Origin of the sequence: Hoyosella subflava DQS3-9A1, from assembly GCF_000214175.1 — a bacterium.
GTDB lineage: Bacteria > Actinomycetota > Actinomycetes > Mycobacteriales > Mycobacteriaceae > Hoyosella > Hoyosella subflava.
Genome location: NC_015564.1, coordinates 2,483,405 through 2,504,368 on the forward strand (window position 1 = coordinate 2,483,405; position 20,964 = coordinate 2,504,368).

At 61.3% G+C, this 20,964-nt stretch carries 24 protein-coding genes; 13 read left to right on the forward strand and 11 right to left on the reverse strand.

The window, feature by feature from the left end:
- Positions 1-4 precede the first annotated feature (4 nt).
- The 10 genes from AS9A_RS11675 (at position 5) to AS9A_RS11720 (ending at position 7,767) form a co-directional block, all read left to right on the forward strand.
- On the forward strand, positions 5-646 hold the full coding sequence (locus AS9A_RS11675) for a biotin transporter BioY (RefSeq protein ID WP_013807220.1): 642 nt from the start codon (positions 5-7) through the stop codon (positions 644-646).
- Positions 633-1,325 carry an energy-coupling factor ABC transporter ATP-binding protein gene (locus AS9A_RS11680; protein WP_013807221.1) on the forward strand — a complete coding sequence of 231 codons (693 nt, stop codon included), beginning with the start codon at positions 633-635 and terminating at the stop codon, positions 1,323-1,325. The genes AS9A_RS11675 and AS9A_RS11680 overlap by 14 nt, the downstream gene beginning before the upstream one ends.
- Positions 1,322-1,939: an energy-coupling factor transporter transmembrane component T family protein gene (locus AS9A_RS11685; protein ID WP_013807222.1), complete on the forward strand. Its 618-nt coding sequence runs from the start codon at positions 1,322-1,324 to the stop codon at positions 1,937-1,939. The genes AS9A_RS11680 and AS9A_RS11685 overlap by 4 nt, the downstream gene beginning before the upstream one ends.
- A 64-nt stretch (positions 1,940-2,003) precedes the next feature.
- Positions 2,004-2,429, forward strand: a complete 426-nt coding sequence (locus tag AS9A_RS11690) for a hypothetical protein (protein WP_013807223.1) — start codon at positions 2,004-2,006, stop codon at positions 2,427-2,429.
- A 106-nt stretch (positions 2,430-2,535) separates the two neighbouring features.
- The gene (locus AS9A_RS11695) at positions 2,536-3,327 is read left to right on the forward strand and encodes a TIM barrel protein (protein ID WP_013807224.1); all 792 of its coding nucleotides are present in this window, start codon (positions 2,536-2,538) and stop codon (positions 3,325-3,327) included.
- Between the two features lie 18 nt (positions 3,328-3,345).
- Complete coding sequence (locus AS9A_RS11700) at positions 3,346-4,395, forward strand: Gfo/Idh/MocA family oxidoreductase (protein WP_013807225.1); 1,050 nt, start codon at positions 3,346-3,348, stop codon at positions 4,393-4,395.
- Entirely contained in the window at positions 4,392-5,405 is a 1,014-nt protein-coding gene (locus AS9A_RS11705; protein WP_013807226.1) for a LacI family DNA-binding transcriptional regulator, read from the forward strand. The genes AS9A_RS11700 and AS9A_RS11705 overlap by 4 nt, the downstream gene beginning before the upstream one ends.
- A 49-nt stretch (positions 5,406-5,454) precedes the next feature.
- Entirely contained in the window at positions 5,455-5,844 is a 390-nt protein-coding gene (locus tag AS9A_RS11710) for an MmcQ/YjbR family DNA-binding protein (protein WP_237707807.1), read from the forward strand.
- Positions 5,844-6,281, forward strand: a complete 438-nt coding sequence (locus tag AS9A_RS11715) for a PPOX class F420-dependent oxidoreductase (protein WP_013807228.1) — start codon at positions 5,844-5,846, stop codon at positions 6,279-6,281. The genes AS9A_RS11710 and AS9A_RS11715 overlap by 1 nt, the downstream gene beginning before the upstream one ends.
- Positions 6,282-6,327: 46 nt before the next feature.
- On the forward strand, positions 6,328-7,767 hold the full coding sequence (locus AS9A_RS11720) for a dihydrolipoyl dehydrogenase family protein (RefSeq protein ID WP_013807229.1): 1,440 nt from the start codon (positions 6,328-6,330) through the stop codon (positions 7,765-7,767).
- Between the two features lie 9 nt (positions 7,768-7,776).
- Here the strand turns inward: AS9A_RS11720 and AS9A_RS11725 are convergent, their stop codons facing one another.
- The gene (locus AS9A_RS11725) at positions 7,777-8,127 is read right to left on the reverse strand and encodes a DUF1330 domain-containing protein (protein ID WP_013807230.1); all 351 of its coding nucleotides are present in this window, start codon (positions 8,125-8,127) and stop codon (positions 7,777-7,779) included.
- Between the two features lie 234 nt (positions 8,128-8,361).
- Between AS9A_RS11725 and AS9A_RS11730 the strand changes: the two genes are divergently transcribed.
- Complete coding sequence (locus tag AS9A_RS11730; RefSeq protein WP_013807232.1) at positions 8,362-10,308, forward strand: serine hydrolase domain-containing protein; 1,947 nt, start codon at positions 8,362-8,364, stop codon at positions 10,306-10,308.
- A gap of 31 nt (positions 10,309-10,339) precedes the next feature.
- On the opposite strand, the gene AS9A_RS11735 is transcribed toward AS9A_RS11730, so the two are convergent.
- The 7 genes from AS9A_RS11735 to AS9A_RS11765 form a co-directional block, all read right to left on the reverse strand.
- The gene (locus AS9A_RS11735; RefSeq protein ID WP_013807233.1) at positions 10,340-10,750 is read right to left on the reverse strand and encodes an ATP-binding protein; all 411 of its coding nucleotides are present in this window, start codon (positions 10,748-10,750) and stop codon (positions 10,340-10,342) included.
- A complete protein-coding gene (locus tag AS9A_RS11740; protein WP_013807234.1) occupies positions 10,740-11,078 on the reverse strand; it encodes an STAS domain-containing protein in 339 nt (112 codons plus the stop codon). The genes AS9A_RS11735 and AS9A_RS11740 overlap by 11 nt, the downstream gene beginning before the upstream one ends.
- Entirely contained in the window at positions 11,075-13,036 is a 1,962-nt protein-coding gene (locus tag AS9A_RS11745) for a glycosyltransferase family 2 protein (RefSeq protein WP_013807235.1), read from the reverse strand. The genes AS9A_RS11740 and AS9A_RS11745 overlap by 4 nt, the downstream gene beginning before the upstream one ends.
- Positions 13,033-14,277, reverse strand: coding sequence for a PP2C family protein-serine/threonine phosphatase (locus tag AS9A_RS11750; RefSeq protein WP_013807236.1), 1,245 nt, complete (start codon positions 14,275-14,277; stop codon positions 13,033-13,035). Before AS9A_RS11750 ends, AS9A_RS11745 begins: the two co-directional genes overlap by 4 nt.
- Position 14,278: 1 nt before the next feature.
- Positions 14,279-15,292, reverse strand: a complete 1,014-nt coding sequence (locus tag AS9A_RS11755) for a glycoside hydrolase family 26 protein (RefSeq protein WP_237707808.1) — start codon at positions 15,290-15,292, stop codon at positions 14,279-14,281.
- A gap of 69 nt (positions 15,293-15,361) precedes the next feature.
- Positions 15,362-16,636 (reverse strand): RNA polymerase sigma factor, encoded by a 1,275-nt coding sequence (locus AS9A_RS11760; protein ID WP_013807238.1) that lies wholly within the window; start codon positions 16,634-16,636, stop codon positions 15,362-15,364.
- A gap of 5 nt (positions 16,637-16,641) precedes the next feature.
- Positions 16,642-16,992 (reverse strand): YciI family protein, encoded by a 351-nt coding sequence (locus tag AS9A_RS11765; RefSeq protein WP_013807239.1) that lies wholly within the window; start codon positions 16,990-16,992, stop codon positions 16,642-16,644.
- 236 nt (positions 16,993-17,228) lie between these two features.
- Here AS9A_RS11765 and AS9A_RS24980 point away from each other — a divergent pair, with 236 nt between their 5' ends.
- Complete coding sequence (locus AS9A_RS24980) at positions 17,229-17,429, forward strand: RGCVC family protein (protein ID WP_148262451.1); 201 nt, start codon at positions 17,229-17,231, stop codon at positions 17,427-17,429.
- Between the two features lie 275 nt (positions 17,430-17,704).
- Positions 17,705-17,926: a hypothetical protein gene (locus AS9A_RS11770; RefSeq protein WP_013807240.1), complete on the forward strand. Its 222-nt coding sequence runs from the start codon at positions 17,705-17,707 to the stop codon at positions 17,924-17,926.
- Here the strand turns inward: AS9A_RS11770 and AS9A_RS11775 are convergent, their stop codons facing one another.
- The 3 genes from AS9A_RS11775 to AS9A_RS11785 all read right to left on the reverse strand — a co-directional run bounded on the left by AS9A_RS11775 (position 17,927) and on the right by AS9A_RS11785 (position 20,921).
- Positions 17,927-18,664, reverse strand: a complete 738-nt coding sequence (locus AS9A_RS11775; protein WP_041451860.1) for an HAD family hydrolase — start codon at positions 18,662-18,664, stop codon at positions 17,927-17,929.
- A 47-nt stretch (positions 18,665-18,711) separates the two neighbouring features.
- Positions 18,712-19,917, reverse strand: coding sequence for a 4-hydroxyphenylpyruvate dioxygenase (hppD, locus tag AS9A_RS11780; protein WP_013807242.1), 1,206 nt, complete (start codon positions 19,915-19,917; stop codon positions 18,712-18,714).
- A 197-nt stretch (positions 19,918-20,114) separates the two neighbouring features.
- Positions 20,115-20,921: a lysophospholipid acyltransferase family protein gene (locus tag AS9A_RS11785; protein WP_013807244.1), complete on the reverse strand. Its 807-nt coding sequence runs from the start codon at positions 20,919-20,921 to the stop codon at positions 20,115-20,117.
- Positions 20,922-20,964 lie beyond the last annotated feature (43 nt).

The window sequence follows — 20,964 nt, forward strand, 5'->3', positions numbered from 1 at the left end:
TTCGATGGAAAAACAACTGACAAGGTCTCGCGACACAACCGCTGACCTGGCGCTCGTGGCCCTTTTCGCCGCGCTGATCGCCGTCTGCGCGATTCTTCCGGCGATCAAACTGACCGCAAGTGGCGTGCCAATTACGCTGCAAACGTTTGGGGTCCTGCTCGCAGGAGCTGTACTTGGCGCACGTCGCGGCTCCCTGGCGGTGTGCTTGTACTTGCTCGTGGGGTTCGCTGGCCTCCCGATCTTCTCAGGAGGAGCGGGCGGGCTAGGTGTCCTCGCGGGCCCAACAGCCGGGTACCTGCTGGCCTTCCCCTTTGCTGCGGCGCTGTGCGGATTCCTCGTGGAACAGCTGCTGCGGACACGCGTGAGATGGCAGACCCCGCTCGTCTTTCTAGCAGGGATTACCAGCAGTTTCGCGTTTATCCACACCTTCGGGATTATCGGACTGTCGATCCAGCTGGATGTTTCCCTCGCCCAGGCACTCGCACTCGATGTGGCCTTCTGGCCAGGCGACGTCATTAAAAACATTGCCATGGCGATAGTCGCCACCGCCGTGCACCGGGCCTTTCCCGACCTGCTCCCCCGGCGCTTTGCAGCAAACCACGTGGTAAGCCCTGACACTTCGCGGCAGCCCAATGGCACGCATTGAACTAAATGATGCGACGGTTACGCTTCCCGAACCCCATCGCGCGAAAGCAATCCTCGGTCCAGTCACAGCCTCACTAACCGAACAGCGCATCGCGCTGATTGGTCCGAACGGTTCGGGAAAGTCCACGTTCGCCCGTTTACTGAATGGCCTCACTCAGCCGTCATCGGGATCCGTGCTTATCGATGGCCTCAACACTCGCAAGCACGGTGCCGCGGTTCGGCGACGCGTCGGTTTTCTCTTCAGTGATCCTGCCGCGCAGCTTGTGATGCCAACAGCAGCAGAGGACGTGGCGCTCTCGTTGCGGCGGAGGAAACTCAGCAAGAGCGAGCGGCGCATGGAGGCGCACGCCTGGCTCGCGCGTTTCGGCCTGGATCACCTCGCAGACGTCAGCGTGCATTCACTATCGGGCGGCCAGCGACAGCTATTGGCACTTACGGGAGCACTTGCCGCTGAGCCCAACGTTCTCGTCGCCGATGAACCGACAACGCTGCTTGACTTGCGAAACACGCGCCGCATAGGCGACTATCTTTTTTCACTTCCCCAGCAGCTCGTGATCGTCACCCACGACCTAGAACTCGCGTCCCGCTGTGACCGAGCCCTGGTGATCGAGAACGGGGCTATCGTTTTTGACGGACCAGCGCAGGCTGCCACTGATTACTACCAGGCAGTTGTGGCATGACCGGCCAGCCCAATCTGCTCGGCCTCTACCAGCCTGGCACGACAGTGCTTCATCGCTTGCCTGCCGGGGTCAAGCTCGTTGCACTGTGCGGCTTCGGTGCGACAGCACTCGCTATTCGAACCCCAGAACTTGCGGTGGCGGCGCTAGTGGCAGCGGGTGGATGTGTCATCTGGTCACGCACCAACGTCTTCACCTTCATGCGCGCGTTGCGGCCGCTACTGGTTATCGCGGCCATCCTTCTTGGCTTCCACTCGTGGCAGGCAGACCTCGCCCACGGGGTGCAGGTGACGTCCCGCATGCTTGCAATCGTGGTCCTCGCGACGGTTGTCACGGCGACGACCTCCTCGGATGCGATACTCGACGCCGTGACGCGTGCACTGCGCCCACTGCGCCATGTCGGGGTCAACCCGGACACAGTCGGCCTGGCAATCGGACTCATGCTGCGCGCAATACCGGCTCTGCTTTCGGTCGCGTATGAGGCGCGTGAGGCGGCCCGCGCACGGGGCCTAGAGCGAAGTCCCCGCGCCCTCCTCGTCCCTATGGCTGTCCGCTCGGTCGCGCACGCTCGGGCGACAGGAGAAGCACTGGCGGCGCGCGGTCTCGGAGATTCCTGACCCGCCACCCGTCTGCGAAAATCGACCGATGGGTATGGAGTCGGCGCGTCGGTGGACGATTGGAATGACCGCGGCACCTTTAGCTTTCACTGTGGCGCTCATTCCGTTCACGTTCCTGTTCAATGAGGTGGGAAGAACGTCATGGCTGGCTGACGCCGTCTTCAACTGGTTCTTTCTGCTCTTCTTTGGTGCTGTCGTCACCGTGCCCATCATGATCGGCGGTCTCGTCACTGCTTCGCTGCTGCCGCGTTTCAGTCGCGGCGCGTCCGCAGCGGCGATCCTTGTCCTTCTTGTTTCGTGCGGGTTCGCTGCGTTGCTGATCTACGTTGGCTACGCCGATGCACTCACTGAGCCGACCCTCGCGGACGATACGCGCTGGACGCCGAAGTTGTCGCTGGCGAGCGCCGCACTGTTCGCGCTTCCCCTGCTCCTGCTACTGGCAGGCAACGCGCGCGCTATCAGGCGTCTGCGGAAGTCCTACGGGATGTAACAAGCCACGTGAGGTGCCGGGCCGCCGTTGGCCTATTGCCCTTCCCACTAGAACGTTCTAGTATTTGGTCAACTAGAACGTTCTACATCTTGGAAGGCATCGTCCCATGACACAACTGGCAGTGTGCGCAGAGATGGTATACCTCGACCGTCCACTGATAGAGCGTGTTCGCGCGCTTGACGACGCGGGGTTCGCTGCTGTTATTTGGGACTGGAGCAAACACGACGTCGACGCCCTCGCGCGCAGTGGCGCGCGATTCTCTTCAATGACTGGCTATCTGCGCGGCACTCTCACCGATGCAGAGGGCGCCGACGAGTTACTGCGCACAGCGCAGCAGGCCATCAAGACTGCTGAGAAGCTGAACTGCCCCCGGCTGAATCTCCACGGCACTGGTCTTGATGCACAGGGACTCCCGGTGCATCCTGCGCACGTAACTACTGGCGCAATGTGGCTGACCGCGTTCCAGACCCTGTCTAGAATTGCTGAGCTCGGCGAACGGGCGGGTGTCACATTCATGCTGGAAAACCTCAACGCAGCGGTAGATCACCCAGGTGTACCCTTCGGCAGAGCTGCAGACACCCTCGCGCTCGTGGAGGCCGTAAACAGCCCAGGCCTGCGGATGAACCTGGACCTGTACCACGCACAAATCGGTGAAGGAAACCTCATCGAACTGACGCGCCGCGCTGTCGGCGCTGGCCTAGTTGCCGAGGTCCAGGTGGCTGATGTACCCGACCGCTGTGAGCCCGGAACGGGTGAAATCAACTATCCAGCTATCGCGCAAGTCCTTGCCGATGTCGGCTACGACGGCTCGATAGCGATGGAGGCATGGGCGAGCGGCGACGACCACCTGGCTGTCGAACGATTCCGTCACGCGTTTGCCGCATCCCCTAACTTGTGAACCCAGATAAGGACACTCATGATCACCTCATCCTTGCCAGTATCCGTAGGCCTCATCGGCGCCGGGAGAATGGGCGCATTTCACGCTGAAGCCCTCGCACGTCGTATCCCGGAAGCACGTCTCGCGGCGATCGCCGATCCCGCTCCCGGCCTCGCCCACCGCCTCGCCCAGGAATTAGACTGCCCCAAGGCGTACACGAGTATCGACGAGTTGCTGGCCGATTCGGACATCGAGGCGGTAGTCATCGCGACGCCCGCGCGTACCCATGCAGCCCTCGTCGTCGCAGCGTCGAAGGCCAACAAGGCGATCTACTGCGAAAAGCCCATGGCAATGACGCTCGAGGAAGCCGATGAGGCAATCGCGGCGGCAGAAACGGCGAGCGTGCCGCTCCAGGTTGGCTTCAATCGCCGATTTGATCGCGGCTTCCGCGCGGGACAGGAAAAGATCGCCAGCGGTCAGTTGGGCACACCGCAGCTCCTGCGGTCGAACACGCGCGACCCTAAGCTCGCTGATCCATCCCGCATCCCGCAGTGGACGATCTTCATGGAGACACTCATCCACGATTTCGACACGCTCAACTGGCTCAACCCTGGAGCACAAGCGATAGAGGTGTACGCGACTGCGGACGCGGTGATACGGCCTGACTTCAAGGCACAAGGCCTGCTTGATACCGCTGTCGTCCTGATCCGCTACGACAACGGGGCCGTCGCCACCGCAGACGCGAGTTTCCAGGCAGTCTATGGTTATGACGTCCGCGCTGAAGTCTTTGCCTCAGGCGGCCTCGTAACGATGGGCGATCTCCTGAACGCTCATTCCACCACGTACACCTCAGACGGCGCATCGGCTGAAACCGTACGGTATGACCAGCATCTGTTTCGAGACGCATATATCGATGAGCTTGTGCACTTCGCGCGATGCGTGCGTGAACGCCGTGCACCGGACGTCACAGGATCGGACGCACGGGCAGCGCTTGCCATTGCACTCGCCGCGATCAAATCAGTAGAAACGGGTGCACCCGTACGCCCACTGACATCCGCTGAGAACCCTGGTTCTACCCTGTTGTCGTGAAGCGACCCACGCTAGTCACGGTGGCACAGCGGGCAGGTGTGTCAACGGCGCTCGCTTCGATCGTCATGCGTGGAGCCAAAGGCGCGAGCGAACAGACCCGGGTGCGAGTCCTGGAGGCGGCGAGAGAAGTTGGCTACCAGCCAGACGCCCGAGCACGGATGCTTCGGCAGCGGCACACCAGGCTTATTGGGGTGCAGTTTGACCTGCAGCAAGCGTTTCACGGCGACCTGGTCGAAGGTATCTATGCCGCTGCTGAACAAGCAGGGTACGACGTAGCACTAAGTGCCGTCACTCCTGCCCGCGGCGAGGACCGCGCGGTGCAATCCCTCCTTGCACACCGCTGCGACGGACTGATACTCCTCGGACCCCAGCAATCACCCGATCGTCTGAATGAGCTCGGCCAGCAACTCCCGATCGTTTCAGTTGCTCGTCGCCTACGGGGCAAAGCCGCGGAGACCGTTGACGTCGTTCGTTCTGCCGACGACATTGGTGTCCACCAAGCTGTCACCCACCTCACCGCGTTGGGACATCAGCACATCGCGCAAATAGATGGCGGCAAAGCTCCAGGAGCTGCGGACAGACGCCGCGGGTTCATGACAGCGATGCGACGCAGTGGGTTAGCGCAGGGTGCCATCGTCCTGTCAGGAGGCGCCGATGAGGAGCAAGGCGCGCGGGTGGCGCGGGAGATTCTTGCGCTGAGTCCGCGGCCAACCGCAGTTATTGCCTTCAACGATCGGTGCGCCGTTGGTGTGCTTGATGTGTTCCTGCGCGAAGGGATTTCGGTGCCAGGCGACATTTCCGTGGTCGGCTATGACGACAGTCGCCTCGCTAGTATGTCGCACGTGGACCTAACGACTGTCGGACAGGATGCTAGCGAACTCGCCCGAATTGCCGTTGAGCGTGCGATTGGCCGTATTGAGGGTGCTGCTGACATCAATGATCGGGAGATCGTCTTCGAACCCCACCTTGTCGTACGGGGCACGACAGGCCCGGCCCATGTCCGAATATGACGGCCATGACACTTCGGAATCGGTCAGACTTGTCGTGTGGAACTAAGGCGTGAGAACTGTGGTTGACAGTGATCTGTTCTTCCGGATGCTCGACACCCTTGCGGGTGTCGAGCAATCTCAGGGCCGCGACTATACGTCGTTCAGCGTGCACGGCAAACGCTTCGGATACTACTGGCCTCGCACGCAGACTGTTGGCCTCAAACAGACTTTGATCGAGCAGGCGGCGCTAGTCGCGGAGCGACCCGACGTGTTCGAAGTCCAGTTCACGGCTGGTGGATTCGGCTGGGTGGTCGTCTATCTGGAACGGATCGAAGCGGACGAACTCTGTGAGCTCCTATACGAAGCGTGGCGCCTCTCCGCGCCGGATGCCCTGCAGGAACAGCATCCGCAACCGCGTTATCTCAGTGGTCGCACCGAGTCCAAGGGAAACCCCATCTGATGACATTCACTGATCAAGAAGTCGAATATATGCGCTCGCAGCCGGTAGCCCGTTTCGCGACCGTTTCCGGCGACGGACAGCCCGACGTTGTCCCGGTAGCCTTCGAATTCGATGCAACGTATTTCTGGATAGGCGGAATCGGTGCAGACGTTCTGGGAACACGCAAGTTCCGCAACGTCGCTGGCAGCCACCACAAGGTCGCGCTTGTGATAGACGATCTTGTCTCGCTCGATCCATTCATCGCGCGTTCAATCAGGGTCTATGGCCGTGCCGAACAACCGTTTGAACGCGTCGGAATCGTTGGCCCCGGCACTTTCATACGCGTCACACCTACCGTCTCGTGGAGCTGGAACCTGGACGGCAAACCGGCGGGCGACAGCTGGTACGACGCGCGCCGTACGGTTCACGAGCCGCCGTGTGAGACAGCCCTGGAATAGTCGTCATACCTGTCCGTGACCCGGTGCGCGGCGGTTACCGTAGGTTATGACCCAGGACACGTACGACGTTATTGTGATCGGTGGCGGCCCTGCCGGTGAGAACGCAGCTGCCTACGCGATCGCGGGTAGCAACCGGACGGCCGCGCTCGTTGAACGCGAACTGGTCGGCGGGGAATGTTCTTACTGGGCGTGCATGCCGAGTAAGGCATTACTGCGGCCCGCGCACCTCCTATCCGCAGCGCAGGCGATGCCCGGTGTGAGTGAGGGACTCGCACCCGGGGGGTTGAAGCGGGACGCGGTGTATGCCAGGCGTGACGCGTTCGTCAGCAACCATGACGACGCGTCACAGGTGCAGTGGGCGAACAATAACGGCATCGACGTAATTCGCGGTTCTGCGCAGCTAGCTGGTGAGCGGCTCGTCCGGGTCGGCGATCGGACACTACAGGCCCGTCACGCGGTGGTACTGGCAACAGGGACCGCAGCGAGCGTCCCGGATGTGCCCGGGCTTCGCGCCGCACTTCCGTGGACATCCCGCGACGCGACTAATTTGCACGAACTGCCGAAGCGGGTGGTGATCGTGGGCGGCGGTGTGGTGGCATGCGAATGTGCCACGTGGTTCGCTGCGTTGGGTGCAGAGAAGGTCACACTGTTGGTACGCGGACAATCTCTGCTGCCAAAGGCGGAACCTTTCGTTGGTGAACGGGTTGCCGATGGTCTGCGCAGGCATGGTGTGGAGATTCTGTTCGGCACTAGCCCCCAAAGCGTGGACCGTCCAACGGTCCGCGACACCGGCGAAGGAATGATCCACGGTGGTCCCGTTACTGTTGATCTCGGCAATGCGGCTCTCGAGGCAGATGAGATCGTCGTCGCCGCGGGCAGAGCGCCGTCAACGAACGGACTAGGCCTTGCCACGATCGGGATCGAAGAGGGCCGTCACGTAGACGTTGATGACCATATGACAGCTCGAGATGCCGAAGGCAACTGGCTCTACGCAGTGGGCGATGTCAATGGCCGCTCGCCTCTCACACATATGGGTAAATACCAGGCGCGGGTCTGTGGTGACGTGATAGCCGCTCGCGCCGATGGGCACCCGTTGGAGGAATCTAGGTACCGAGCAACCGCGGACCTGCACCACGTGCCCCAGGTCGTCTTCACCGCACCGGAAGTCGCATCCGTCGGTCTCACGGAAAGGGTGGCCGCCAGCGAGGGTTACGACGTGACAATAGCGGAGCTCAACATCGCGGTGGCTGGATCCGCGCTCTCGCGGGACGACTTCGAGGGCCACGCAAAGTTAGTAGTTGACAAGGGAACTCGCTGCCTGGTCGGCGCAACCTTTGTTGGCCCGGACGTAGGCGAACTAATTCATGCCGCGACGATCGCAGTTGTTGGCGCGGTGCCACTCGAGACGCTCTGGCACGCTGTGCCGTCTTTTCCGACGGTCAGCGAGGTATGGCTGTGGCTATTGGAATCTCTGCGTGGCCAGTGAACGCAGGCGTCACAGCTGGGTAAGTTTCTCTGTTGCGCGATACGCACACGGCACACCCTCGATGATCGCGGCGATGCCGTTCGAATGCTCTGTGCGCAAGGGCAAGATTTCCTGGTACGCGGACGAGTTGTACCACGCGAGCGCGTCGTCACGGCTGGGAAATTCGATAATGATGACGTCTCCCGGCCACTCCCCTTCCATTGCGGTGAGCGCTCCGCCATGGACGAGGAATCGCCCACCATATTTTTCGAGGGTGCCGTCGATCCGGCTGATGTATTCGACGATCTCGCGACCTACCTCGACGTCACGTAGGTAAGCGATCGCATAGGCACTGCAGCGCTTGGAGTCCATCGTGGGCATCGTTCTCTCCTCCGTCCGGTGGCCGCGGTTGCGGCCGGTGTCTTACCGAGAATTGTGCGGACCGGACGTCATTGGGTCGATTACCTCGAAGGTAAGCGGGCGGAGTCCTGGTCCTCGGATGCTGGAGCGCGGTAGTGCTAGCCCTACCGAAACTAGGGTGCCCACGGCACTGTCAAGATCGCCCTTCACGCCTAATGTCGTGTAGGTACCTTTCGAACGAACGAAGGACTCGTGATGGTTGCCCTCCGACGTCACCGCGGCGTGTTCGTATCAGTCGCTACTGCCCTAGCAATCATCAGTTCTAGCGCTGCCGCGGCCGCCCAGGATTCCGGTTCTGCAGCGGTCGAGTTAACCCGAGAGACCGCTCAGAACTTCCTCGATGAGCGGCTGCCCGCACTGCTTGACGAGCACGGCGCGCCTGGCATCGTGGCGGTGATCGTCGCTGACGGCGAGCAGGCCGCGGCCGAGGGTTACGGTTATGCCAATGTCGAACAGCAGCAGCCAATCTCGCCCTCATCCACAGCGTTCGAAACCGCATCCGTAGCGAAGTCCTTCACCACAATGGCGGTGTTGCAGCTCGTAGACCGCGGACTCCTCGATCTGCACACGGACATCAACACATACCTAGGGCAGGGCGTGGAAGTAGCGGACACCTATCCAGGTCAGCCAGTCACAATGCACCATCTTCTGACGCATACTGCTGGCTTTGAGGATGCGCTTAGCGGAGACGGTGCACGCAGTGCTGACGAGCTGCCGACGCTTGAGGAGTACGTGACGCGGACACAAATGAAACGCGTCCAGCCGCCAGGACGGTTCGTCGCCTACTCGAATTACGGAATGAGTCTTGCGGGTTATGTCGTGCAAGAGGTCGCAGGGATGTCTTTCGAGGATTACACCTCGGCGAACATATTTGGTCCGTTGGGAATGGCGTCGACCGAGTTCCTTCCCGCGAGCGAAGCGCGAGATAAGTACGATGTCGCGACCACCTACTACGCGGATGGTTCACCTACGGAGGAGATTCATCTCGCGGGGGCCCCAGCGGGTACGGCGGTTTCCACTGCGGAAGACATGTCCAAGTTCATGCGGACGCTGCTGGGTGGGGGTGAACTCGACGGTCAGCGCGTTCTCTCCCCTGAATCAACACGGCAAATGCTGACCCGGCAGTCGGGCATGGATCCGCGAGTAACCGGTGCTGGTTACGGTACCTGGCAGTTTCAGCTCGGTCCGCCGTCAGGCCTCGGTCACGGTGGGGATCTGCCCGGTATTCACACGATGTACGTAGTGGTGCCGGAGCTCGATATGGGCATCTATGTGGCGGTCAACGGAGACGATGGAGAGAACAGTACGGCCGACAATCCTCTGGAGGACCTAAGGTTCTCCGTGGTCAAGGAATTCCTCGACACCTTCGCAGCCGAATCCGCATGGCCGGACGCGGCACCGGACCCCAGCGTTGATCTCTCGCGCTACGAGGGCACGTTCGTCACTACCCGGAACAGCGTCACTGACTTCAGCAAGCTTCGAGTCTTTATGGACAACCTCAGTGTCAGCGCAAACGACAACGGCACTCTGTCGATCGACGGCTTCTCTGCTCTCGACCAAACGTGGTTCCCGGCGGGTGAAGGGCTCTTCGTCGCCGAGAATGGGGAGGACATGGCCGCGTTCGTTGAAGAGGACGGCCATGTAATCGCACTTGCGCTCAACATCAACCCCACCCAAGCGTACGAAAAGGTTGCCTGGTACGAACAGCCCCGCGCACACCTCATCAGCTGGGCCGCAGCGACATTGGTGTTGCTGACGGTACTCGCCTGGCCTGTCGCCGCGGCAATCCGGTGGATCCGGCGGCGCACACACCGAGGCAGCCCGCGGGGCGCTTCCCTCGCCCGCCTGACTGCTGGCCTTGCAGCCGCCTCGGGCGCGTCGCTGATCGCGCTTCTTGCCTACGGACTCGCGAACAACGCCGTTCTCGAACAATGGCTTTTCACCAGTCCTGCCTGGCTGCTACTTCCCGTGACGGTGGGCGCGCTGGCGGCGGCGGGCAGTGTCGTCGCGGCAGTAGTTTCGTGGAAGCGCGGGTGGTGGAGCACGTTCGGACGTGTGCACTATTCACTTGTCGCGCTCGCGGCACTTCTTTTCGTCAGCCTGGGATGGACCTACAACCTCATGTGGACACCGTTCGGGTGATGCAGCGGCCGCAAAGTCATTGGCCCGCAGTTCACACGCGGAGCGCCAAATACCAGGTGTTCTCGCCGGGCGCGCGGCGATAGTGCAGCTCATCGAGTAAGGCACTCGCAATTGCGAGGCCGCGACCCGACTCAGCGAGATCCTCAGGAAGCGAAACTGATGTGAGGTCGAGGTGTTGCGGCGTGCCATCATCCTTGAAACGCGCTTCAAGCAGGCCGTCAGTGATTCCGACCGTGAGGGTGAAGGTTCGCGTGCCGCTCTCGCGTCCATGGGTGACGATATTCCCGGCGACTTCGGCTACGGCGGTCTCGAATCGCATCCGATGAATGTCGTCTGCGCTCAGAGTGCCCTCCCACAACTGTGCGAGCAGCTCGTGCACTGCATCGATTGCTTCAGGGTGCGCCGTCGCCGTCAAAGTGAGGGCCCCGTCGTCACTGTGCACTGAACGCACCCTCAGCCGAGGCATACGCCTTGAGAACGCGGTTCAGGTTCGTCAGTGAGAGAACCGTCTCGATCTGGGCGTTGGGTTGCGCAATGCGAAGGTCGCCGCCAGCTTGACGAGTGCACTTGAGACCCGAGATGAGCGCGCCCAGGCCTGATGAGTCGATGAAATCGGTGGCACTGAGGTCGATGACGATTCGGGTGGCACCAGCCTCAACAGTGGATTCAATGAGTTCCCGCAGGCGCGGAGCCGCGACCATATTGAGTCGGCCCTTCGGCTCAATGATGGCGACGCCGCTTTCAGCTGTGCGGGTGCTGAACTCGATCATGCTGCTCCTTCTTGCTGCCTGTTCATTCGAAGCGCCTGAATAACCACACTAAGGATGGCGAGATCGAAGACAATCCAAACAATATTGACCCAAAAACCGAGGGGCGAGATGAGTCCGGTAGCGAGATTCACGATACCGACTAGCGCCGCGAGGACGAGGATCACCATCGCTAGCAGCTGGTACCGCACCAGATACCATTGCCTGCCCTGAGAATCCTGTCGGGTCTTCGGTGTGACCGCGAAGTCGAGCGGCTTGTTGAAGTAGACGTTGCGGAAGGCGGTGTAGCACGCTTTGATCCACACGGGGAAGAGAGCAAGGTTGTATTGCTGCCCCCGCCACGTCGGCGTGCCACGACTGACGACGAAGAACATCAGCTGGTTGACCAGCAGAAACGGGATGAGCCGGATGAAGAAGTCGACGCTCCAGGCCTGCACCGGCATGATGCCGAAGGTCAGGTAGAGCACCGGAGCGGCGATATAGATGACCGCGGCGAAGCCTGCAAGGTAACTCCACATCGTGGCCCAGTACATTAACCGCTGGGCTGCAGATAGGCCGCGCTGGACGAGAGGGTTCTCCCGCAACATGACCTGGACAGTGCCCTGCGCCCAGCGGAGGCGCTGGGTCAGCATGGTTTTCAGGTCCTCCGGCGCGAGGCCGTGAGCAAGGATCTCGTTGTGGAATGCGGAGCGCCAGCCCTGGGCGTGCATTCGCATACAGGTCGCCATGTCTTCGGTGACGGAGATCGTCGAGATGGGAAGCATCGGCTGTGCTTCCGCTTCACGACCTACGTCGACTGCCCGAATGATCGCGCGCACCGATTCGATCGCGCCGAGTGGCGACCATTCGCGCTGCGTGAGCAAGCCGTGGGCAGTCTCGTCCAGGACGAACTCCGCACCGGCTTCACGGTCGTCCGCTAGGTCAGATAATTCAGCGATAGCTTCGAGGTCGGCCCGCATGCTGAGCACGTCCGCATCGACGACTTCCCGTGCGGCAGCGTCGACTTGCTGCTGAAAGTCGTACGTTACTTCTGCAAAGGCGCGACCGTCGCGGAGGTCGTTCTGGGCAGTACGAACTGCAGAGCGCACGGTGTCGAGCGCTGCACGTGATTGCGGCGAGGCGCCGTCGAGGTCAGCGCGCGCTTTGTCGATGACCTTGGCAGCGGCACGCAGCGCACGACGAATATCTGTTTCCACCGCCTTGACGTAGCCGGTGACGCCGAGTTGCATGAGCGCTTCGCGGCGCAGGACAGCGTTGGAACCACAGAAGTAGGCCGCGTTCCATCCGTCTTTGCCCTCCTGGATCGGACCGTAGAAAAGCGGGGCCTGACTACCCAGCGGGTCGCCTTCCGGAACATTGACGAAATACTGCGGTGTTTGCACCAGTGCCATACGCTCGTCCTCGAAGTAGCCGAGTGTACGGTCGAGGATCTCTGGCTTCGGCACCTGGTCAGCGTCGAGAATGAGAATGAATTCACCATCGGTCTGCATCAGTGCGTTACTCAGATTGCCAGCCTTGGCATGCCGCGGTTTGTTCGTCCAGCCACTGGCCCGCACAAGGTATCGGATACCGCGCGCCTCCGCGGCGGCGGCAAGGTCCGGTCTGGCACCGTCGTCGAGAATCCACGTCGTGTGGGGATAGCGGATGCGCTGGGCGGCTTCGGCGGTCCGCAGAACTAGCTCTAGAGGCTCGTTGTACGTCGTGATGAAGACATCGACAGTGGCATCGGGTGGCGGTGGGGGCGGCTCACCTCTTCTTCGCAACCTCCACATGGTAAGCCCGAAAAGGAGCGAGTCGATCAGGCTATACGTTTCGGCAATGACGAGCGGAACTGCGATGTACCACGCCGGCCACGCAACTGAGAACATCCATCTCCAGATGATGTAGTTCAGTCCGAGCAGCGCTGCGATCAGGATGAGGACGCGGAGCGCGATAATGCGGCGAGTGAGGTCTGGTTTCACGCGGCTCCTCCGCCGTTGGCGGCGCGACCGACCGCCAGAACGGTCACATCATCCAGTAGCGCGGCAGAGCAGGCCAGGCCATGGACTGACGCGACAAGCCTCCACGGCCCGCCAGCCTCCCTCGCCAGGGGTGGCAGTAGAGCGCTCGCGTTGGTGCCCGACGCGTCGATGAGATCGAGGAGCCCGTCTGAGCATAAGACGAGCATGTCCCCCGGTTCGAGAGCAATCTTGTGTGACTGCCAGCCCCCGTCCCCCGCCACTCCCAGTGGGAGTCCGGAAGAAGCTAACTTCCGTACTGTGCCATCGGCCTTCCGCACTGCCGCAAGCCCATGCCCGGCGTCGACGTACTCCACAACGCCGGTTGCGGGGTCTAGCAAGGCGTGGAACAGGGTGGCAAAACGGGCTGTCCGGTCGAAGTCATCAGCCAGCTGGGCTGCGGCTGCGCCTACTGCCCATGCGAGATCTGTCTCAGGCGTCGCCGCGTCGAGTGCGCGTGAAACGCCGCGCAGGGCTGAGCGCACTGACGCGGCCAGAATCGCCGCACCCATCCCCTTCCCCATCAAGTCGCAGACCGACACGAGCACACCGCGCCGGGTCCGGTAGTGATCGTAGAAGTCACCGCCGACAGCGAATGCGGGCACGCACGTGGCGACGATGTCGTATCCGTCAACGGCTAGGTTGCCAGCTGGCAGTAATCCACGCTGCACCTCGGCTGCTCGCTCTAAGTCCGCGGAGCGCTCGAGTTCGCGCTGGGCCCAGGCCGCGATGTCTTCGAAGGCGTTCAGCTGGTCAGCATCAAGGGTGCGTGGCTCGGTGTCGTAGATGCAGAACACACCGACCGGGTGACCTCCCGGCCCGTAAAGCGGGTACCCGGCGTAGAAGCGGATACCGTCCTCGCCGCCCACCCCGGGCAGTGATGCGAACTCAGCGACATCGCTTGCGTCGGTCAACACGAGCATAGGATCAGCGGGCTCGATGTAACTGCGAGCGATGGTCGTCTGGCAGATAGTCATGTCACGGGGCACCTCAACGAGATCGAGTCCCTGCGCTGACTTAAACCACTGACGGTCGGAGTCGATCAACGACACCGTCGACATAGGCACATCGAAAACGCGCCGCGCGATTCTCGTGATTTGGTCGAAGCGGTCTTCACGTGGCGTGTCGATCAGATGAATCTGCTCGACCGCTCGCAGTCGCTGTCGCTCAACGTCCTGGGGTATGTCGGCAATGTAGGAGGTCATGTCAGCGGAGTCTTTCCTTGAGTGCGCTGGCAAATGCTGCCGCGGATTCCGGCGTGCTGGAGAACCGCCAGTCTGCTTCCTTGTCGTAATCGAACCAGATGAAGGCCGCGACGGATGTGTCCTCGTCGAGCAAAGTGACGAGTTCGCGTATCCAGTCTGGTTTTGATCCGCCCATGTCGGCGCTGCCGACCTCAGTTATCACAATGGGCTTGCCAGGCGCTAATGCACGCAATTCGTCCAGGGTTGGGCCGAATAGGCTAGCGGGATCAATCCAGTGACTCCATGAGTGTGTGGTGCCCCAGTTGTACCCATCAACTCCAACGACATCGACGTACGAGTCGCCCGGATATAGTTCCGCAATCGGTGAACTTCCGTGGAAAGATACGTTCGGCGCCCAGATCCATTTGACATTATCTGCACCTTTAGAGGCAAAGAGGTCGTGCACGTGACGCCACGCTTCCAGGTAAGTTTCCGCGCTGGTCCCCCGGGCGACGCTCCAGGGATACCACGTCCCGTTCGCCTCGTGCGCGAATCGCAGATACACGGTCCTGCCCCAGGCAGCGAGTTGATCAGCCCAGCTGTACAGATAGTCGTCATGCAGTCCGTCGGCAATGGACTGCATGGAGAAGGCGGCCTCGTCATACTCGTCTTCGCCGAGCCAGCGCCAGGGCTCCCATGTGACGACAGGTTCAGCGCCGAACGACATGATCGCGTTAAGCCCCTCGATCGGAGGTGGCGCCGTGAAATCAGAGAACGAGAGAATGAGCGTAGGTGTCTGCCTGGCGGCCTCCGCCACCCGTTCGAACTCGGCTAGCGCCGCCGGCCCCCCAGGCGTGCTGATCCCGAAGCGCAAACAGTCGTGATCCAGGGAATGAAGGCGCGTATCCGAACACTCAGTGCTTCGCGCCGGTGCCGCACACGCGGACACTGGCATCAGCATGACGATTGTGGCGGCGAAAAGCACGCGTGTTCCGATACCGGACCCCCGCCTCAGCGTTGAGTAAGGCGGCCTCATCGATTCCTCCCTCAGAAACGAAGTGACAGCCTGTAACGATACCGGACCCGGCTGACACGCGCCGCCTTGTCATTGCTCATCCACGTCAGTGCTGATGGCTGTTAGGCGCCGCCTGATGTGGTTCCGTTCGGGATCCGTGCCAGCCAGTCTGAGCGCGCGGAGATACGCGGTCTCAGCCTCATCTCGGCGGCCGAGCCGCGCCAGCAAGTCGGCACGAGCGACGGCGTAGGGATGGTATTCGCGAAGGCGTGGCTCGGCGGCAAGTTCGTCGAGCAACTCGAGACCCGCCTGTGCACCGTCCCGCATCGCGATTGCAATCGCACGGTTCATCGCGACGACTGGTGATGGGTCCAGCGCGAGCAGCACGCCGTAGAGTGCGACAATCTGCGGCCAGTCGGTCGTCGTGAAGTCATCAGCATTGTCGTGCAGCGCCGCAATCGCGGCTTGTACGCCGTAGGGACCTGCTGGACCACCACTCAGCGACTGCACCACCAGTCGCTGGCCATCATCGATGAGCTCGCGATCCCACAGGTTGCGGTCCTGGTCTTGCAGCAGTATCAGTTCTTCGCTGGGGCCTGTCCGTGCGTCGCGCCGAGCGTGGATGAGCAGCATGAGAGCCAGGAGTCCGGTGACCTCCCGCTCAGCCGGCATCAACCGATGCAGAATCCATGCCAGCCGGATGGCCTCGTCCGCCAGGTCGAGCCGCTGCAGTGTCGCGCCTGAACTGGCCGCGTACCCCTCGGTGAAGATCGAGTAAATCACCTGCAGAACGCCAGGTAACCGTGCAGGCAGTTCGTCAGATGCGGGCACCCGGAATGGGATTCGTGCCTCACGTATCTTTTTCTTGGCCCGCACAATTCGCTGAGCCATCGCAGCTGGGGGTACCAAGTACGCACGCGCCACCTCCAGTGTGGTCAACCCAGCCAGGCAGCGCAGCGTGAGCGCACCGCGCGCCTCAGCGGGCAGCGCGGGGTGCGCACAGGTAAAGAACAGCTGCAGACGCTCATCCGGAAAATCGCTCACCTCAGATGACGGCGCAACCAGTTCCGTGCGTTCCAGTTCAGCCTGCAGTACAGCGACCCTGAGTGCGAGCGTTCTATCCCGCCGCAGCCGGTCGACTGCTTTGCGCCGGGCCGTTGTCAGCAACCAAGCACCTGGCCGATCCGGCACGCCTTGTCTCGGCCAGTGGGTCAATGCCGCTTCCACTGCCTCTGATGTGACTTCTTCAGCCAGATCGAGGTCGCCGAAGCGGCTGACGAGTGACGCCAGCAGACGACCGTGCTCCTCTCGGAACACGGTGTCGACTAGCGAAGATGCCTCCGTTGCGGGGAACTCAGCGTTCACCGCTTTTATGCACCGAAATCCGCGATCGGACGCACGACTACTGAACCGCTGCCACGTGCGCCGGGACAGCGGGCTGCCCAGTCGAGTGCAACATCAAGGTTGGGCACATCGAGCACGTAGAAGCCACCAAGAACTTCACGTGATTCTGCGAACGGCCCATCAGTTACCGTTCGCTCACCCTCTGGGCTGACTCGCACAGTCGTCGCAGTGACAAGGTTTGCTAGTGATTCACCCGAGACCAAGATCCCGGCTTCTCGTACCTCTTTGTCATAGACCATCCAGTCCTCCGGAGCGCATCCCTCTGCGCCACCGTTCTCGTCGACCGCACCGGCGTTGATCAGCAACATGTATTTCATCGTTCGACTCCCGTCATAGTTCGTTTCTGACCGTACGGCTTGGGCGCCGTACATGATGACGACGAACGGAATGCGGCCAGATCGACAGCGGCCCAGAAAAACTTGTCGCGACGGGCGTCCGCAGTCCGCCGGTATGAGCGTAGGCTTGGGGTTGCGCACCCATATCAACCAGGGGCGGCAGCCGCTGCGGGACCGCGCACGTAACGCCTCGCCGCATTCCGGCTGGGCAGTCAGGAATGGCCACAGTGAACCTCACCGGATACGTCACCTCCTCCGAACCGACAACGAAGCCCCCTGCTGCGGCTAGGCCTAAGAACTCAGGCGACTGCGATATGTGCGGCCACCCCACCCGCGATCATGACGCTATCTCGCTCCGCTATTGCTTGGCCACACAGAACGGTGCAATGTCCAGAGGCTGTGTGTGCCCAGCGGGTTAATTCCCAAGAACCCGATATCCGCACCCAACCCGACGGTTGCTCCACGAGGGGTGAAGCGAGCGCTTCCAGAACGCGGGGTTCGAGTACCCGGCAGTGATGCAGAGTATCGGCGTTGGCGCGCATCGATGAGCGTCACGTCGACAACTGTCTGGTAACGATCTGCGGGCATGCGCGCTGCCCGGGCACGGGCACAGTGCAGCGGAGGTAGCGTAGCCGCCGGATGGGGATCCACAAATCGTGCAGGGCACGAGTGCGACTTGCGGGAGGTTATGGCAGTGACCGGAGCATCGGGTGGAGATCCGTATCCCGATCCCGAGTCGTTCCTGATCCCGATAGAAGTTCGTCAGCCGCCCCCAGTCCGGACGCAGCGCAGCGTTATCGTTGCTGCGATAACGCTGCTGTTTATTGCCGTCGGGATTGGCGTCCTCGCTAACAGTCCGGCTGGCAGTGGTGTTGGCCCCGATCTCGGTGTGAGCATGGGCCCAACTGCCCATTGACTATGGTGACCTCAGTCTCCCGCTAACTGGCCCCAGCCCGAAGGCCGTCAGAGCGGCGACGAGACCGTCAGTGCGCTCCTTCGTCGGGTGAGGATCGACGAGCGCGAAAACACATCCGAGTTCGCGCGCAGCGCCGTCCGCCTCTTCACTGTCGCCGACCATCAATGTGCGGTGTGGCTCAGCTTCGAGCGCTGACAGCGCATGTTCAAAGATCTTGGGCTGCGGTTTGACCGCGCCTACCTCAAACGACAACACGAACTCGTCAACGAGACCGTCCACACCCAGCCTCGCGAACGCGGGCCGAATATCGAACGCGATGTTGCTGAGGACGGCAATCTTCACCCCGCGCTTATTCAGCCCCACGAGGGATTCGGCGGCATCAGGGTACGGGGTCCAGCATGCCGGATCGATCACGCGCCCATAGAGGTCCGCTGCCTGCTCTTCACGGGTCACACCGGACTTGCGCAGCACCTCCATGTACGCGCGGCGATGTAGCACAGGGTCGAGATCACGATTGGTCCACGCGTAAAGGTGTTCGTCATCCAGTTCGACCATCTGTCCGACTGGCGCAGTCATTCGACGCATAATTTCAGTCAGTTGGTGCACGTCGAAGGGTCGTCCATGTTCATCTGTCAGTCCACTGAGCCAACTGTCGTCCTCTTCGAACCTGAACAATGTGCCTGAGAAATCAAACATCACAGCGTCGAACGGCTCTTCTGAAACAGCAGTATCACTCATCCAGATCATCGTAGTCGTGCCCGGTGACGTGTACATTCCGCTGCTGCTCAGAGGTTGCCGCGAGCATCCTGTTCACGTTCGATCGCTTCGAACAGCGCCTTGAAGTTGCCTTTACCGAACCCCGTCGATCCATGCCGTTCGATCAACTCGAAGAAGACTGTCGGGCGGTCCCCGATGGGCTTGGTGAATATCTGCAATAAGTAGCCGTTTTCGTCGCGGTCGACCAGCACGCCACGTTTCCGCAGCTCTTCAACGGGCGCGCGAACCTTCCCGATTCGTGCCTTAAGCCTCGCGTCGAGATAGTACGCATCCGGGATAGACAGGAACTCCACCCCCTCGAGTCGCATGTGATCGACGGTTGTGAGGATGTCTGGTGTGGCCAGCGCGAGGTGCTGCACTCCCGGTCCGCAGTAATAATCGAGATATTCGTCGATCTGTGAACGGCGCTTGCCGACGGCCGGCTCATTGAGCGGGAATTTCACCCAATGATTGCCGTTGGTCACGACTTTGCTCATCAACGCTGAGTACTCGGTGGCGATGTCGTCACCGATGAACTCCGCGAGGTTAGTGAAACCCATGACGCGGCGGTAAAAGTCCACCCATTCATTCATCCGCCCGTACTCGACATTGCCGACGACGTGGTCGAGCGCGTCAAACAGCCGATCCGGAGAACCCGTGCGCTTCCGGTATCCCGATGCGCACGATACATATCCGGGCCAATACGCGCCGTGGTAGCGACTGCGATCCACAAGCGTGTGCCTCGTATCGCCGTACGTACCGATGGCAGCGCAACGGATTGCGCCGTTCTCGTCTGCCTCGTCGTGAGGCTCACTGAGTACCCGGGCACCAGCCTCACGTGCCTGTTCAGCGCAGCGGTCGACGTCGGGCACCTCGAGCCCGATATCGATCACACCGTCGCCATGCGTGCGGTGGTGTTCGGCGATCGGACTGCTGGGGGCAACCGCGCCCTTAAGCACAAAGATCACTGCACCGCTGCGGAGTACATAGGCTTGGTGGTCGCGGTTACCGGTTCGCGGGCCTGAATAAGCGATCAGTCCCATCCCCATCGCGGACTGGAAGTAGTGCGCGCTCTGGGTGGCATTTCCTACTGCCCACACCACAGCGTCCCATCCATTGACTGGAAAACGGTCGTGCGAGGGGTCGTACTCGACGAGGCCGACTAGTTCTCTTAACTGCTGAGCCGTGAGTCCTGCGAGCATCTCGTCGTTGGTCAGAATATGGTCGATCGTCATGACGCACCTTCTTCCCTGGTCATTCCAGGTTGGCCCCATTAACAGCGGTGCGTCAATGTAGTCGCCTCAACTGAATGAGGCCGACACGATCCGGGCAATGCGGTCCACTATCATTCCCGCACTGTCTTCGGGAAAGAAGTGCCGCCCAGGGATCACATCAGGTTCAGATAGTCCCGCGGCCTCGGCTAGAGCGGTCATTACCGTTTCCGCTGAGCGTGCTCACGCTCGTAGAGCATCAAGTCGATTTGCCGTTGTACGGCGCTCTTGACCTGATCACGAACTGTTCGCAGCAAGTCAGTGTCGTCCTGACGGCCAGCCCACTGGCTGGTGGTGATCGGTTCTCCGAAGGAGAAGTACAACCGCTGCGGCCGTGGCACTGGCGTTGGCCCAATCCCTCGGACGAGCGGAAAGACGATGTCCCATCGGCCTCCGAACCGTTCCACCAGTAATCGGAGCGGACTGAGCGCCGGATGGTCCGCATCCACGACGATGTCGTAAAAGTCGTCCGCGCCAACTGCGCCAAACGGGACGATAGGGCATCCCGCCTCGATCGCGAGCCTGACGAACCCGAGCCGTTCTTTCCAGATCAGTTTGTAATGCTCATTCTTGCGCTTAGCTACCTCACGCCCGCCTCCTGGGTACAGCAGCACGGCCTCACCTGCCGCGAGGAGAGCGCGGCAGTTGTCACGCGTGCCGTGCACCGCGCCGTACCGGGTCAGAATGTCACGCCAGCCCGGAATCGCATAGTGCGCGTTGTCCGCTGCCCCGCGTACAAAACGTCCTGTACCGCGATGTATCTCATCAATCATGAATGGCATGTCCAGCGCTAGGAGTCCGTGGTTGCCCACCACCAGTACCGCACCGCTGGCGGGGATGTTCTCAATGCCGTGTATGACCGGTCTGGTCAACTGCCGCAACGGGGCGAGCGCAGAACGCAGGAGCGCGAGCTCTGGAGCTCCGGGCTGGAATTGCACGTGGCCTGGATCAGCGCGCTCATCGGGCATGGATGGAATCTACCGCAGGAGTCGAAGTCGAAACGTCTTTACC